Origin of the sequence: Pseudomonas sp. B20 (assembly GCF_020515755.1) — a bacterium.
GTDB lineage: Bacteria > Pseudomonadota > Gammaproteobacteria > Pseudomonadales > Pseudomonadaceae > Aquipseudomonas > Aquipseudomonas syringae.
Genome location: NZ_JAHPJG010000015.1, coordinates 96,240 through 111,531, shown reverse-complemented (window position 1 = coordinate 111,531; position 15,292 = coordinate 96,240). Strand labels below are relative to the sequence as shown.

The window sequence follows — 15,292 nt, the reverse complement described above, 5'->3', positions numbered from 1 at the left end:
CTCAGCGTGCAGCCAGATCCCGCGCCAGTCGCTCGAGAAACCTGGCAAACCCCTGCTCTATCTGCACATCCCCTGGCGATCGAAGCCATTGAATCTGCATGCCGTCCATCATGGCGGCTATCTCCAGGCTGATCTGCCTTGCGTCAATATCCGCTCGAACTTCGCCTGCCTCGACCAGCAACTTCAGATGCGCCTGAAGATGACCATGCACAATTGCGAAACGCTCGCTGAACCAGCGGTGTGCAGGATGCGTGACCGACAGGCTTTCAGTGTTGATGATCATCAGCGCCTGGCTGACCGCGGCGTCTTCGATACTGAAACTCATGACCTGCTTCAGAAACGACAGGAACCCCTGCAGAGAAGCGACCTGATCGGCATCCTGCAGCCGGCCGGCAATGTACTGGTCGCGATGTTCGAGAACAGCTTGCAGCAGCACCAGTTTGGTCGGGAAGTGGTGCAGCAGGCCGACCTGAGAGAGACCTGCCACCTTGGCAATGTTGGTCAGCGAGGCGCCGGCATACCCATCCCGAGCGAAGAGGGTCATGGCCGCCTTGATGATTTCGGCCTTGCGCACCTCGCCCTTGGGCAGGCGACGTTTGGCTGCAGGCTGCTTGGCTGGGGCAGGTGTACCGGAACTGTTTGCATCGATGGACATACGAAGGGCACGTTTCGCATAACGAAAGGGTAAATCCTAGCATGTGCTCCGCAGAACCCCTGAAAAAAGGCTGCTCCGCAAGCACAATTCGCATCAGGTCATGAGCGATGTGCGCAGCCTGCGAACAAAGTTGTTCCCATGGCCTGATGCCCTCTAAAGAAAGCCGCAAAAAGGCCGATGAATACCCGGGCAATTTGCCACGTCTTGAACATACTCCTGAATCAGCTCAGGACACGATGACTGCTTTAAATGCCTGATCCGTCGAAACCCGATTCGTCTGCAGGTGTCCACTGACACAGCCACTGCGGTGCAGTCAGGAGAGGAAGTGAGTCCAGGCACGGCAATGACTGTATGGTGATCGACATAGAACGACGCACATCAGGTGCAGCCTGCCGAGGGCAAACGGGCAAATGCAGAGCTGACTAACGAGCGGATTTCAACGTGCAAAGCAGGCCACCGGCAAGTGCCCGCCCATGCCAAACATAACGTGTGAGCGGGAGGCGCTCTGAAAGACCTGACAAGAGAAGAGCTTGAAACGCAGATCGTGGACCTGCGCAGAATGCTTGAAGAAGCCGGCATCGACGCCGCAACGAATACCTGTCGACCCGCAGCCATCGGCCGCGAGGCACGCCAGCGCGCAGTCTTTGACAGTGCGATGGATTTCGCCATGATCCTGACCGATCGCGACGGCATCATTACCGACTGGAACCCGGGCGCAGAGCAGGTTCTGGGCTGGACCCAGGATGAGATGGTTGGCCAGAGCGCCGAACGTTTCTTTACGCCCGAGGACGTGGCCAACGATCGTATCGAGCATGAAATGCAGCTTGCGCTGAGCGTAGGCCGGGCATCGGACGAGCGCTGGCACCTGCGCAAGGACGGTCAGCTGTTCTGGGCATCAGGCGAAATGATGCCGCTTTACGATGAAAAGCATACGCACCTCGGCTTCGTGAAGATCCTGCGCGACCGCACCCGCGAGCATCTGGCGGGCCGCGCGACCGAAGAAGCCCAGGAACGACACCGGCTCGCCGCCAAGGCGACCAATGACGCGATCTGGGATTGGGACTTTGCAGCCAACCTGGTGCTCTGGAACGACGCGCTGGAAGAGGCCTACGGCTACCCGCTGGCAACCCTGGACAACTCCGGTGACTGGTGGATGGGCCAGATCCATCCCGACGACCGTACCCGCGTGTACAACTCCATTCATGCCGTGATCGACGGCAATGGCACTGCCTGGACGGACGAATACCGCTTTCGTCGTCTGGACGGGGCCTATGCCGACGTGCTGGACCGCGGCCATGTGATACGCGATATCGACGGCCAGGCGGTGCGCATGATCGGCGCAATGCTCGATATGTCGCAGATGCGTAAGGCCGAGACCGCGCTGCGCCAGAGCGAAGAGCGCTCAAGGGCCATGCTGGAGACCATCGAAGCCGCATTCGCCATCATTCAGGTCAAGTTCGATGCCGATGACAGCCCGGTGGACTACCGTTTCATCGAGGCCAACCCCGCCTTTGAACGTCAGGCCGGCGTCGATCTGCGCGGCAAGTGGGTGACCGAGTTCGCGCCAGACCTGGAGCGGTTCTGGTTCGAAGCCTATGGCAACGTCGCCAAAACCGGTGAGCCAGCCAACTTTGAAAACTATGCCAAAGCTTTCGAACGCTGGTTCGAAGTCAAGGCGGTGCGTGTCGGTGAACCGGCTGATCGGCAGATTGCGGTGATCTTCAGCGATGTGACGGCGCGACGCGACGCCGAGGAGCGCTTGCGCACCAGCGAGGCCGTCGCACGTGAAAACATCGACCGCGTTCAGCTCGCCCTGGCCGCCGGTGCGATCATCGGAACCTGGCACTGGGACTTGCCAACCGATCGCTTTACCGTCGATGAAGCCTTCGCCAAGGCCTTCGGTCTGGACCCCGCGCTGGGCCGTGAAGGTTTGAGCCTGGAGCAAGTCATTGCCACTGTTCACCCGGAAGACAAGCAGGGCCTGATCCATGCGATCAATGCGGTCATCACCAGCGGGCGTGTTTACGCCCACCAATACCGTGTTCGTCGTAATGATGGCATTTACTACTGGATCGAAGCCAACGGCCGGGTCGACCGAGCCGAGGATGGCACGCCACTGAGCTTCCCCGGCGTGCTCATCAACGTTGACGAACGACGCGCCGTGGCAGCCGAACGCGACCGTGCCACTGCCGCGCTGCGGGCCCTCAACGACACACTTGAGCAACGCGTGGCAGCGCGCACCACCGAGCTCATGCAGGCCGAAGAGAAGCTGCGCCAGTCACAGAAAATGGAAGCGGTCGGGCAACTGACCGGTGGCCTGGCCCACGACTTCAACAATCTGCTGGCAGGTATTTCCGGCGCGCTGGAATTGATGGGTACCCGGATCGAGCAAGGCCGCTGGGGCGAGGTCGACAAGTACATCGTGACCGCCCAGGGCGCGGCCAAACGTGCAGCAGCCCTGACGCACCGGCTGCTGGCCTTCTCTCGACGCCAGACCCTGGACCCGCAGCCGACCGACGTGAACAGGCTGATGAAAGGCATGACCGACCTGATACAGCGCACGGTCGGCCCCAGCATCGTGGTCGAGACCCTGGGTGCCACGGGGCTGTGGCCGACACTGGTCGACGCCAGCCAGCTGGAAAACGCGCTGCTGAACCTGTGCATCAACGCCCGCGACGCCATGCCGGACGGCGGGCGCATCACCATCGAGGCGAGCAACCGCTGGATAGACGGCGATGTGGCACGCGCGCACGATATGCCCGAGGGCCATTATCTGTCGCTATGCGTGACCGATACCGGCACCGGCATGACACCCGATGTCATCGCCAAGGCATTCGACCCCTTCTTCACCACCAAGCCCATTGGCCAGGGCACCGGGCTGGGTCTGTCGATGATCTACGGGTTTGCCAATCAGTCTGGCGGACGCGTGCTCATTCAGTCGGAAGTCGGCAAGGGCACTGCGATATCACTGTACCTGCCCCGCTACGAAGGTACTGCGGCCAAGGACGAAGGCGATGTGCACAAGGCACCGTTCGAGTTCACCAAGTCCGGGGAAACCATCCTGATCGTGGACGACGAACCCACGGTGCGCATGCTGCTCACCGATGCCCTCGGTGACCTGGGCTATACGCTGATCGAAGCCGCCGACAGCCTGGCCGGCCTCAAGCTGCTGCGTTCGGATGTGCATATCGATCTGCTCATCACTGACGTGGGTTTGCCGGGCGGCATGAACGGACGACAAATGGCCGATGCCGGACGCGAGGTCCGCCCGCATCTGAAGACCCTGTTCATCACCGGCTACGCGGAAAACGCCGCCATCGGTGACGAACAGCTCGGGCCAGGAATGCGCGTACTGACCAAGCCGTTTGCGATTGAAGCGTTGGCCGCCAGAGTCCAGGAACTGATGAGCGCCTGAGTAGACGGCCCGGTGCAACCCTGCCCCGGGCCGTCAACATTGAGCGCTGCGCAAACCCGGTGCTAACATGCGCGACCGCCATGCAGGCAAGGGAATAACCGGGTCATGAGCAGTATCCGCGAGCGCAACAAAGAACTCATCCTGCGCGCTGCCAGCGAGGAATTCGCCGACAAGGGCTTCGCCGCCAGCAAGACCAGCGATATCGCAGCCAAGGCCGGTGTGCCCAAGCCCAACGTCTATTACTACTTCAAATCCAAGGAAAACCTCTATCGCGAGGTGCTGGAAAGCATCATCGAGCCCATTCTGCGTGCCTCTACGCCCTTCAATCCCGAAGGCGTACCTGCCGAAGTCCTCAGCCGCTATATCCGTTCGAAAATCCAGATTTCCCGCGACCTGCCCTTCGCCTCGAAAGTGTTCGCCAGCGAGATCATGCATGGCGCCCCGCACCTGACAGCGCAGCAGATCGAACAGCTCAATGGCCAGGCAAGGCACAATATCGATTGCATCCAGGCCTGGATCGACAGCGGACAGATCGCCCCGCTCGACCCTCACCACCTGATGTTCACCATCTGGGCGGCGACCCAGACCTACGCCGATTTCGACTGGCAGATCGCAACGGTCACCGGCAAGGCAAAACTGCAGGACGTCGATTACGAGGCGGCAACGCAGACCATCCTCAGGCTGGTGCTCAAGGGCTGCGAGCCGGACCGCTGAACCCACCCTGCTTTACTGCAGACGCAAAAAACCCGCCGAAGCGGGTGGTTTTGCAACATGACCATTCCGACATCCTGTCAGTAGCCTCCTGGCAATGGTCGATCCTCCCTGATCACTGCGGCGTTCCTTCGCTGCAGCTGTTGAATTGGATCCTACATTCCCTGAGCGTCCGTCGATAGAGCCAATTGCGCCTGTTGCTGTAAGCCTTTCGCCATACCGGCGTACGCCGTTAAAAAGTGTGACCGACCGCTCATGTTTGATCATGACCCGCCGAGATGCTTGAAAGACCCCGAATCGCGCGCTGTGCGGATTGGGGTGATCAGAAGAAAAATAATGCAAGGGAAGCCGATCATGGGTATGCGCAGTTTGTCCATCAGTCTCCGTCTGTGGCTGATTCTTGTGGTTTCAGTGCTGATGCTCTTCGTCCTCTCGGCGACACTGCTCAGGCAGTTGCATAACGACCTGTACCAGGCCAAGGCCGAGAAAACCATGCATGTGGTGCAGACCGCCAGCGGCATCCTCTCGTTTTATCAGGGGCTTGAAGCCGCAGGCGGCATGACCCGCGAGGCTGCGCAACAGCAGGCCTTGAAAGAGATAAAGAGCCTGCGTTACAGCCAGAGCGACTACTTCTGGATCAACGACCTGCGCCCGGTGATGATCATGCACCCCACCAACCCCAAGCTCGAAGGCCAGGATCTGTCGACCATCAAGGACCCGGACGGTTTTGCGGTGTTCAACGAAATGGTCACGCTGGTCAAAGCCAAGGGTGCCGGGATGGTGAATTATCGCTGGCCCAAGCCCGGTGCCAGCGAGCCGGTGAAAAAGACTTCCTACGTGCAGCTGTTTCAGCCATGGGGCTGGATTCTGGGGTCCGGCGTATACGTCGATGACGTCGCGGCCGAGTTCAAGACCCAACTGTGGAACGCCGGGATGTTCATCGCCGGCATCGTGCTGATCATGGTCTTGCTGCTGGTCACGATCGTGCGCAGTATCGTGCGTCCGCTCAGAGCGGCGGTCGGTGCGATGGCCAGCATTGCCAGTGGCGAGAGTGATCTGACCCGCACGCTGGAAACCCATGGCCGGGATGAAATCACCGAGCTGGGTACGCACTTCAATGCCTTTGTCGCCAAGCTGCGCAATGTCGTCGGTCAGTTGCAGCACTCGGCCGTGGCGCTGGGCCAGGCCTCGACTGATCTGGGCAGCGATGCCGAGCAGGCGCAGAGCCGCAGCGAGAAGCAGTCGCAGCAGATGGACCTGGTTGCCACTGCGGTCAACGAAGTGACCTACGGCGTGCAGGACGTGGCCAAGAATGCTGAACATGCCGCCAGCGAAATGCGCGATGCCGAGTCGCAGGCACAGCAGGGTCAAATCAACATCGATAACAGCCTGCGGCAGATCGAACACCTCTCCAGCACCATTGGTCAGGCCGTGGAAGTGATGCAGAGTCTGGCCAGCGAGAGCACGCAGATCGGCAGCGTACTGGAAGTGATCAGTTCGATTGCCGAGCAGACCAACCTGCTGGCGCTGAACGCCGCCATCGAAGCAGCGCGGGCCGGCGAACAGGGCCGCGGCTTTGCCGTGGTGGCCGACGAGGTGCGCCTGCTGGCCCAGCGTACGCAGAAGTCGACCGCAGAAATCCAGTCAATGATCGAACGCCTGCAAAAGCATTCCGATGCAGCGGTCAAGGTAATCGGTGACAGCAGCCGTTCTTCGCAGATGACCATCGAGCAGGCCAATCAGGCCGGCCAGAGCCTGACCTCTATCAGTCAGGCGCTGCGCAACCTCAACAGCCTGAACGCCTCCATCGCCAGTGCCACCCTGCAGCAGACGCACGTGGTGGATGACATCAACCAGAACGTCACCCAGGCCGCGCAACTGTCTCAGAGCACAGCACTGGCCGCCGAACAATCGACTTCGGCCAGTCTGCACCTGCGCGGGTTGAGCGAAGAGTTGAACACCTTGCTGAAGCAGTTCCGGGTTTAAATCTGCATTGCGATTTTGGGGGGTGGCACGGAACCTCGTGCGCCTCTTGTTGCCTGAGACCTGCTTATTCAACCGCTCATTAGCTGCTTATTTAACTGCAGGGGGTCACATGCGCACACTGGAACTGGCAGGCAGTACCGTACCAGTGCTGGGTCAGGGCACCTGGCACATGGGTGAAAAAGGGCATCAGCGCTCGGCAGAGATTGCCGGTCTGTGTCTCGGTATCGAACAGGGCCTGACCCTGATCGACACCGCCGAGATGTACGCCGATGGCGCTGCCGAGGAAATTGTCGGGCAAGCGATCGCCGGGCAGCGGGACAAGGTATTCGTGGTCAGCAAGGTCTACCCGCACAACGCCAGCCGCGCCGGTATTCCGACCGCGTGCGAGGCCAGCCTGCGGCGCATGAACACCGACTACATCGATCTGTACTTGCTGCACTGGCCCGGTCAGTACCCGCTGACCGAGACGGTCGAGGCATTCGAGCGTCTGCGTGAAGCGGGCAAAATCGGTGCCTGGGGTGTTTCCAACTTTGATGTGCCGGACATGATCGAACTCAACAACCCGCGTTGTGCCACCAATCAGGTGCTCTACAACCCGGAGCAACGCGGCATCGAGTTCGACCTGATGCTGTGGAGCGCAGACCGTCATCTGCCGTTGATGGCGTACTGCCCGATCGGCCAGGCTGGCGATCTGCTCTACCACCCTGCCCTGCATGAAATCGCCAAGCGCCACGATGCAACACCGGCGCAAATTTCTCTGGCGTGGGTGCTGCGTCAGGACAACATGATCGCCATTCCCAAGGCGACCAACCCGGAACACATTCGTCTGAACATCGCTGCCGAGCAGATTCGTCTGACCGAGCGCGACTTGGCCGATATCGATCTGGCATGGCCTGCGCCCACTCGCAAGGTGCCGCTGGCGATGGTCTGATCGCTGTCAATGCGATAGCGAGCTGTCGATTGACTGAACGGCTGCCCATGCAGCCGCTTGCCGATATGACAGATGACACACCCGGCAACAAGCTGTCACAAATATGAAATAACGCCTTGTCATCATGCGGCCTTCGCCTCCCTGCCCGGGCCAGGCCGCACGTGGACAGCCATGAACCACAGTATCGCTCACCACCATCAGGACTCCGACCTTTTCGGCCTGCTCTACGGCTTCCGTTTTCGCCACGGTGAAAGTGGCCAGGAAATCGGCTCGGCCGCCGCGCTGGATTACCTGCAAAACCCTCCCGAAGAAAACGGCTTCATCTGGCTGCACCTGAACCTCTCGCACGCGGCCTGCGAGCGCTGGATGAAAACTCAGCTGGACCTTCCGGAAGAATTTTTCGAAGCATTGCACGAGGGCTCGCGCTCGACGCGGATCGAGCACGTGGATACCACGCTGCTGGCGGTCGTCAACGATGTGGTATTCGACTTCAACAGACTCTCGACTGACATCTCCACCTTGTGGGTCTGTGCCCGCCAGCGTTTGCTGATCACCGCCCGGCTGCAGCCGCTACGTTCGGTAGACAAGCTGCGCTCGGCGGTCAAGCGCGGCGAGCAATTCGACTCACCGCTGGAGCTCCTCGCCCACCTGCTGAGCGACCAGGGCGAAGTGCTGACACAGTTTCTGCGCAAGACCAGCGTCAACGTCGACCGCATCGAAGACCAGTTGCTTTCGCAGCGACTGAGCAACAATCGCTCCGAGCTCGGCGCCATGCGCCGGGTGCTGGTCCGTCTGCAACGCCTGCTGGCGCTGGAGCCCGGCTCGTTGATGCGCCTGTTGCACAAACCTCCGCAATGGCTACGCGAACAGGATGTTCAGGCATTACGTCAGTCCATCGAAGAGTCCTCACTGGTGATCAACGACCTTACGGCGCTGGGCGAGCGCATCAAACTGTTGCAGGAAGAAATTGCTGCCAACCTCAACGAGCAGAGCAGCAGAACCCTGTTTACCCTGACCGTGGTGACTGTTCTGGCCTTGCCGATTAACATCGTTGCCGGCTTTTTCGGCATGAACGTGGGGGGCGTGCCGCTGGCGTCCGACCCTGAGGGCTTCTGGATTCTGGTGGCACTGGTCGCGACCTTCACGCTGGTCGCCGGGCGCTGGGCGTTCCGCAAACGCGGCGACTACTGACTCAACAACCGCACCCGCCGGTTGTCAGAAAACCGGCGCAAAAGCGCAATCAATTGTTACATGTCTCACCGCTGTCACATTTTGCAATGACCATGTCAATATTCTTTCAATCCAGGATTGCGAACATGGCTACAAACGCACTGTCTCCGGACGCTCTCGGCAAGGCGAGCCTGTCAGCGAGTCAATTCGGTCGCAAGCCCAGCCGAATGACCATGATACTTTTCTTCACGATACTTATCGCAGGCTTGTTGTTCACCGGCTACAGCCTTAAACAGGACGTCGACGACATGGGCACGGTGGTCACCACCTGGACCCCGTTCGTGCTGTTGGGTGTAGCGTTGTTGATCGCGCTGGGATTCGAATTCGTCAACGGCTTTCATGACACCGCCAACGCGGTCGCGACGGTCATCTACACCCACTCCCTGCCGCCCGGCTTTGCAGTGGTCTGGTCGGGCTTTTTCAATTTCCTCGGCGTGATGTTTTCCAGCGGCGCGGTGGCGTTCGGCATCATTGCCCTGCTGCCGGTGGAACTGATCCTGCAAACCGGCTCATCGGCGGGCTTCGCGATGATCTTCGCGCTGTTGATCGCGGCGATCATCTGGAACCTCGGCACCTGGTGGCTGGGTCTGCCGGCGTCCTCGTCGCACACGCTGATCGGTTCGATCATCGGCGTCGGCATCGCCAATGCCCTGATGCACGGCCGCGACGGCACCAGCGGCGTGGACTGGTCGCAGGCCACCAAGATCGGTTACTCACTGCTGCTCTCGCCACTGGTGGGTTTCGGCTGTGCCGCGTTGCTTTTGCTGGCCATGCGCATGTTCATCAAGAACCGTGCGTTGTACAAAGCCCCGGAAGATAATGCGCCGCCACCGTTGTGGATTCGCGCCATGCTGATTGTGACCTGCACGGGCGTTTCGTTCGCGCACGGCTCCAACGACGGGCAGAAAGGCATGGGCCTGATCATGTTGATTCTGGTCGGCACCCTGCCGATGGCTTATGCGCTGAACCGCACCATGCCCGCCGAACAGGCTACCCAGTTCGCTGCGGTGGCTGAAGTAACCCAGCAGGCGCTGATCCGCAGCGTCCCTCAACCGGCCCCCGGGGATGCGCGCAAGACGCTGTCGGATTACCTGGTCAGCAAGGAGGCAAGCCCTGAACTGATCCCTGCGCTGGCGGTGATGGCGGGCAAGATCGGCGATCAGGTCGCCAGTTATGGCTCGCTGTCGAAGGTGCCTGCCGAGGCTGTGACCAACGTGCGTAACGACATGTACCTGACCTCGGAAACCATCCGCCTGATGGAGAAAAACAAGGTCGGCGATTTCGACGCGAACACCAAGACCAAGCTTGAGGCGTTCAAGGGGCAGATCGACAGTGCCACGCGGTTCATTCCGACCTGGGTCAAGATTGTCGTAGCCATCGCCTTGGGGCTGGGCACGATGGTCGGCTGGAAGCGTATCGTGGTGACTGTGGGCGAGCGCATCGGCAAGACGCACATGACTTACGCTCAGGGCGCGTCGGCAGAGGTCGTGGCGATGTTCACGATCGGCGCGGCGGACATGTATGGGCTGCCGGTATCCACAACCCATGTGCTGTCGTCCGGCGTGGCCGGTTCGATGGTCGCCAATGGCTCGGGTCTGCAAATGCGTACCCTGCGCAATCTGGCCACTGCCTGGGTGCTGACCCTGCCGGCGGCGATCCTCTTGTCAGGTTCGTTGTACTGGGTGTTCAGCAAGCTGTTCTGATGCCTGTCGCGTCCGCCCCCCTTTGACTATCGTGCCGACGCTCCGCGTCGGCATGCCGTTCGTGACGCTCTGCGTCACACAGCGGTTCCATGACATCAGGTAGATTAGAGTTCGACTCAAGTCACCTTTTCGCCCCTCGGCGAGTTACTTTGATGAGGCCAAAGTAACCAAATGTATGGTCAGCCCACCCCCTGCAATCGCAGTTCGATGAGCGGTAAAGCATGCTTGCGCTAATGTATCCGGGCTCATTCTGGGCAATTTCGCTGCCCGGCCCTTGATGAGTATTCGCCGCCTTACTGTCCTCAAAAGCCTTAAAGCCTCGAAGGCTGCTTTGGTTATCAGGTTCTCAGTCAGGCCATGAGCTGTTTATCATCATCATCACTGCGTCGCAAAAGCTGGTATGTCTATTTTCTACTCAGATCATTGATGCGTTGTAAGTGCTACCTCGTCTGAGCACCGCCCATACGATTCTTGCCAGCTTGTTCGCTAAAGCACATGCCACCTTGTTCGGATGCTTGCGTGCCAACAAGTCTCTTACCCACTGCCCAAGAGCATCATCGCGACGTTCTATTCGAATCATGAGCGCTCGAGAACCTTGCACCAGCAGGGTTCGCAGGTGCCTGTCACCTCGCTTGCTGATACCCAGCAATACGGGTCTCCCGCCTGTAGAGAACTGTCTGGGAACCAGCCCCAGAAAAGCGGAAAGGTCTCGTGAGGCTCGAAAATTGGAAGCGTCACCCAGATCCGCTACAAATGCGCTGGCGGTAATAGGACCAATGCCAGGAATCGTCATCAAGCGTGTACCAGCATCGTCTTGCGCCAGTTGCTGCTTGATTTGCGCATCACAGGCCTTTATTTCGGTATCAAGGCGATGAATATCCTCCAGCAAATGCTCCATGACCCTTTTGAACTGCAGCGGCAGGTCGCTACGTGAATCGTCAATCAGCTCAGGCACTTTGGCGATCGCTGCCTTGGTGGCTGGCAAGGCAACTCCGAACTCAAGCAAAAAACCATGCACCCTGTTGATGGCTTCAGTACGGTGGCAAACCAGTGACTCGCGAAGACGATGTTGTACAGAAAGTACCTGCTGCTCCACAGTCTTAACGGCAACGTAATGAGTACGCGGTCTGGAGGCCGCCTCGCATATAGCTTCGGCATCAATGAAGTCATTCTTGTTGCCCGTCACGTAGGGCTTCACATGTTGCGGAGCAATCAACTTCACCCGGTGCCCCAGCGAGGCGAGTTTCCTGGCAAGCCAGTGAGAGCCACCGCACGACTCCATTGCAATGGAGCAGGGTTCAATCTGAGCCGCAAACTGCAGAAAGCGATTGCGATTGAAGCACTTGCGTAATACTTGGTGGCCGCCTGCATCATGGCCTATGAGGTGAAAACTATTTTTACCAATGTCGATGCCTAAGAGCTTGAGGCCGTTTTTCATGAGTGATCTCCTCGACGTTAGAGAGAAACCCGGAAAGTGTAGACACTCCGGGTTTCTCGGATCGGGCTGACCATCTCATTAGCCTTTCGCTCCGGTTTCCGGCCCGACTTCGTCGGGTTCCTTCGCCATGTCACTGATCCGGGGGTCGCCGCACCGCCGGATCAGGCGGCACGTCGCCGTCCGCGCTGGTGTCGATGCTCACCACCACCGACATCCCTGGCCGCAAGTGCTCAAGCATCGGCTGATCGGCATCGACCACGATACGTACCGGGATACGCTGGGAAATCTTCACGAAATTGCCGGTGGCGTTATCGGCGGGCAGCAGGCTGAATTCCGAGCCCGCAGCGGGCGAAATTCTTTGTACGTGGCCGTGCATCTCGTGGCCGTCGAGCGCATCGACGGTAAAGCTCACCGGCTGGCCCAGGCGCACATTGGCCATCTGGGTTTCTTTCATGTTCGCCACGATCCAGCGCTGCTCGGGCACCAGCGCCATCAGTTGCGCGCCTGAATTGACATAGGCACCAAGACGCACGCCGATCTGCCCCAACTGCCCGTCACGCGGGGCAACGATACGGGTGTTGTCCAGATCGATGCGCGCCAGTTCGATAGCCGCTTGCGCATTGGCGACCGAGGCTTCCAGCGAGCCGCGGTTGACGATGACGGTTTGCAGATCCTCACGGGCGATCTGCAAGACAGCCCTGGCTTCGGCAACGGCGGCATTTGCCTGCGCGTCGGCGGCACGCGTCACATCCAGCTCGCTTTTCGAAACCGAACCGTCGGTCACCAGCGCCTGATTGCGCCGCAGATCGGCAGCGCTCTTGCGGCTCTGGGCGATGCTGTTCTGCAGTTCGGCCTGGCGCTGGCCGATGGTGGCTTCGGCACTGCGCCGTTGTTGCAGATTGTTGGCCAGCGAGGCCTTCTGCACTGCCAGTTGTGCGACGGCCTGGTCCAGGCGCTGACGATAGATACGGTCATCCAGACGCACCAGCAGATCACCGGCCTTGACGAACTGAAAGTCCTGCACCGGTACTTCGTAGACATACCCGCTCAGTTGCGGCCCGATCAGCGTGGTCTGGCCCTTGACCTGCGCGTTCTCGGTGCTCTCGATCGGGCTGGCAAACGGAGGCAGTTGCCAGGCGTACAGCACCACCAGCACTCCGGCCAGGGCGACGGCGCCGAAAATCACGGAAGACACGACACGCTTGCGGGTCGAGCGCGGCTTGCTGGTCACCGGGGACGTTAACGGTGCCGGTGGCGGCGAGTTACGAGGGGCTTCGGTATCTGGGGTCTTGGATTCGGTCATGAAGATTTAACGCCGGAGTTGGATACGGAGGGCGAAGCAGCAGGTGCAACGGGTGCCAGCGCCAGAGGTTGAGTGGTCATTTTCAGCCACAGGACCCTGGCTGAAATCCAGATCATGGTCAGCACGGCAATCAGCGCGATCAGCATGAATACATCGTTGTAGGCCAGCACGTTGGCTTCGCGGGTCGCTGCCGTGGCCATCGCGCGGATACCCTGACTGTTGCGCAACGACGGGTCGGCGATCACCGAGCTGTAACTGGCGCTGTAGCTCTGCAGCCGGGCCTGAACCAGCGGGTCGATGAGGCTCAGGTGTTCGACGACGTGGCTGGAATGAAACTTCTCGCGCACCACTTGAAAGGTGCCCAATGCAGCAGACCCGATCAACCCGCCGATATTCTGGGTGATCCCGAACAACACCGAAAAGCTGACCATGTTGCGCGGGTTCGCCAAAACCCCGCTGATCCCCAGCACCAGGGTGGGCCCGAGGAAGAACGTGCCACCGAACGCCAACAGAAACTGGCTGAGGTACATGTTCGATTGGCGGGTCAGGTTGGTGGAATGACTGTCCATCCAGGCACCGATTGCCATCATCGCCAAGGAGATCAGCAAAGGTTTGATCAGATGCGCAGGATTGATGGTCAGCGCGCTGACCGCCAGCCCCGAGACGCTGCCGAGCAACATCACCAGATACAAGGTGTGCAACTGCTGACTGCCCATGTTCAGCGCCTGAAGAAAACCGACAGCGCCCACCGACTGTTCGGACAGCACCACGCGAAACAGGATAACCGCCAGTCCCAGACGCAGGATCGCGCCACTGCCCAGCCAGCGCGTGATCAGCAACGGATTGCTGCGGTTATGCTCGATAGCGAGTCCGGCACAGATCAGCGCAATCGATGCCGCTGAGGCGATACCAATCCACTGCGCTTCCAGCCACCATTCGATACGCCCCAGTGACAGCACCGCACAGAACAGCGCAAAGCCGGTGGCCAGCAGGCCGAAGGTCAGGAAGTCGAGCTTCTCGAACGCCTTGAAACGATCGCCCGGCGGCAGTTTGAGCATCAGCACGCAGCCCAGCGAGAGCAGCGCCATGCCCAGTTCGAACAGATACAGGCCACGCCATTGGGCAATCTGCAGCAAGTCTTCCGACACCAGCCGGGCCAGCGGTGTTGCCAGCTGGGCGGTGCCAATCCCCAATACCAGCGCCTTGAGCCGCCATTTCTGCGGGAAAGCCTGAATCATGTAATACAGCCCCAGGGTGCTGAGCGCAGCACCGACCATACCGTGTGCCGCACGTACAGCGATGGCCGAATCGATGTCATTGACGAACAGATGCGCCAGCGTCACCAGCGCGTACAGCACCAGAAACAGCTCGGTGAACGCGCGCAGACCGAATTGCTGACGAAACTTCACCAGCAGCAGATTCATCGACACGTTAGTCATGATGTAGGCCGCCGGCAGCCAGGCGATGTCCTGCGAGGTCGCCCCCAATGCGCCCTGCAGATACGGCAGGTTGGCGACTACCAGCGCGTTGCCGAGCCCGCCGGTCAGCGCGACGATCACCCCTACGACAGCAAACGCCCAACGCCGCGCAGTCGAATGCAGCGGCGTCGACGGTGAGCCTGGCATGGTCGGACGCTCGTGGGCGGCCCACTCGCGCGGGGCATACTTATCGCTCATAAATGACTGGCACGCGGACTTTCATGGGGTACACCTGAGGAATTCCCTTTTGTGACATTAATGACACTCATAATACTCATCCGCCAGGCAATGATTCGCGTCGGTCAGCCCGATACAGCAACGCTCAGGCATTCGCCAATGCTCTAAACAGTGGCTATCTGAAACTTCAGACTATGCTTAAACGCAGTTTTGCTTTGCACATTTGCGCTGCTAGGATCTTCTGCGACGCTCGAATGCTCGAATA

The 15,292-nt window shown here is 59.8% G+C and carries 10 protein-coding genes; 6 read left to right on the top strand and 4 right to left on the bottom strand.

Annotation, left to right across the window (positions count from 1 at the left end):
• Position 1 precedes the first annotated feature (1 nt).
• Positions 2-655 carry a TetR/AcrR family transcriptional regulator gene (locus LIX91_RS16025; RefSeq protein ID WP_226488760.1) on the bottom strand — a complete coding sequence of 218 codons (654 nt, stop codon included), beginning with the start codon at positions 653-655 and terminating at the stop codon, positions 2-4.
• 559 nt (positions 656-1,214) lie between these two features.
• On the opposite strand from LIX91_RS16025, the gene LIX91_RS16020 reads away from it, so the two are divergent.
• From LIX91_RS16020 to LIX91_RS15995, 6 genes are all read left to right on the top strand, one after another.
• The gene (locus LIX91_RS16020) at positions 1,215-4,070 is read left to right on the top strand and encodes a PAS domain-containing protein (protein ID WP_226488759.1); all 2,856 of its coding nucleotides are present in this window, start codon (positions 1,215-1,217) and stop codon (positions 4,068-4,070) included.
• Between the two features lie 105 nt (positions 4,071-4,175).
• The gene (locus LIX91_RS16015) at positions 4,176-4,784 is read left to right on the top strand and encodes a TetR/AcrR family transcriptional regulator (RefSeq protein WP_100072695.1); all 609 of its coding nucleotides are present in this window, start codon (positions 4,176-4,178) and stop codon (positions 4,782-4,784) included.
• 351 nt (positions 4,785-5,135) lie between these two features.
• Positions 5,136-6,767 carry a methyl-accepting chemotaxis protein gene (locus LIX91_RS16010; protein WP_100072696.1) on the top strand — a complete coding sequence of 544 codons (1,632 nt, stop codon included), beginning with the start codon at positions 5,136-5,138 and terminating at the stop codon, positions 6,765-6,767.
• 109 nt (positions 6,768-6,876) lie between these two features.
• Positions 6,877-7,698, top strand: coding sequence for an aldo/keto reductase (locus LIX91_RS16005; RefSeq protein ID WP_226488758.1), 822 nt, complete (start codon positions 6,877-6,879; stop codon positions 7,696-7,698).
• A gap of 171 nt (positions 7,699-7,869) precedes the next feature.
• Positions 7,870-8,889, top strand: coding sequence for a transporter (locus LIX91_RS16000; RefSeq protein WP_003415784.1), 1,020 nt, complete (start codon positions 7,870-7,872; stop codon positions 8,887-8,889).
• 125 nt (positions 8,890-9,014) lie between these two features.
• Positions 9,015-10,631 carry an inorganic phosphate transporter gene (locus LIX91_RS15995; protein ID WP_226488757.1) on the top strand — a complete coding sequence of 539 codons (1,617 nt, stop codon included), beginning with the start codon at positions 9,015-9,017 and terminating at the stop codon, positions 10,629-10,631.
• A 415-nt stretch (positions 10,632-11,046) separates the two neighbouring features.
• Here the strand turns inward: LIX91_RS15995 and LIX91_RS15990 are convergent, their stop codons facing one another.
• The 3 genes from LIX91_RS15990 to LIX91_RS15980 all read right to left on the bottom strand — a co-directional run bounded on the left by LIX91_RS15990 (position 11,047) and on the right by LIX91_RS15980 (position 15,048).
• Positions 11,047-12,069 carry an IS110-like element ISPsy7 family transposase gene (locus LIX91_RS15990; RefSeq protein ID WP_046236539.1) on the bottom strand — a complete coding sequence of 341 codons (1,023 nt, stop codon included), beginning with the start codon at positions 12,067-12,069 and terminating at the stop codon, positions 11,047-11,049.
• Positions 12,070-12,199: 130 nt separating this feature from the next.
• Complete coding sequence (locus tag LIX91_RS15985; RefSeq protein ID WP_226488756.1) at positions 12,200-13,372, bottom strand: HlyD family secretion protein; 1,173 nt, start codon at positions 13,370-13,372, stop codon at positions 12,200-12,202.
• Positions 13,369-15,048, bottom strand: a complete 1,680-nt coding sequence (locus tag LIX91_RS15980) for an MFS transporter (protein ID WP_032698199.1) — start codon at positions 15,046-15,048, stop codon at positions 13,369-13,371. Before LIX91_RS15980 ends, LIX91_RS15985 begins: the two co-directional genes overlap by 4 nt.
• Positions 15,049-15,292 lie beyond the last annotated feature (244 nt).

Excerpts from the sequence above, each read along its gene's own strand:
- LIX91_RS15990 (WP_046236539.1), bottom strand. The coding sequence starts at position 12,069 with ATGAAAAACGGCCTCAAGCTCTTAGGCATCGACATTGGTAAAAATAGT.
- LIX91_RS16005 (WP_226488758.1), top strand. The coding sequence starts at position 6,877 with ATGCGCACACTGGAACTGGCAGGCAGTACCGTACCAGTGCTGGGTCAG.
- LIX91_RS16000 (WP_003415784.1), top strand. The coding sequence starts at position 7,870 with ATGAACCACAGTATCGCTCACCACCATCAGGACTCCGACCTTTTCGGC.
- LIX91_RS16020 (WP_226488759.1), top strand. The coding sequence starts at position 1,215 with ATGCTTGAAGAAGCCGGCATCGACGCCGCAACGAATACCTGTCGACCC.
- LIX91_RS16010 (WP_100072696.1), top strand. The coding sequence starts at position 5,136 with ATGGGTATGCGCAGTTTGTCCATCAGTCTCCGTCTGTGGCTGATTCTT.
- LIX91_RS15995 (WP_226488757.1), top strand. The coding sequence starts at position 9,015 with ATGGCTACAAACGCACTGTCTCCGGACGCTCTCGGCAAGGCGAGCCTG.
- LIX91_RS15985 (WP_226488756.1), bottom strand. The coding sequence starts at position 13,372 with ATGACCGAATCCAAGACCCCAGATACCGAAGCCCCTCGTAACTCGCCG.
- LIX91_RS16015 (WP_100072695.1), top strand. The coding sequence starts at position 4,176 with ATGAGCAGTATCCGCGAGCGCAACAAAGAACTCATCCTGCGCGCTGCC.
- LIX91_RS15980 (WP_032698199.1), bottom strand. The coding sequence starts at position 15,048 with ATGAGCGATAAGTATGCCCCGCGCGAGTGGGCCGCCCACGAGCGTCCG.
- LIX91_RS16025 (WP_226488760.1), bottom strand. The coding sequence starts at position 655 with ATGTCCATCGATGCAAACAGTTCCGGTACACCTGCCCCAGCCAAGCAG.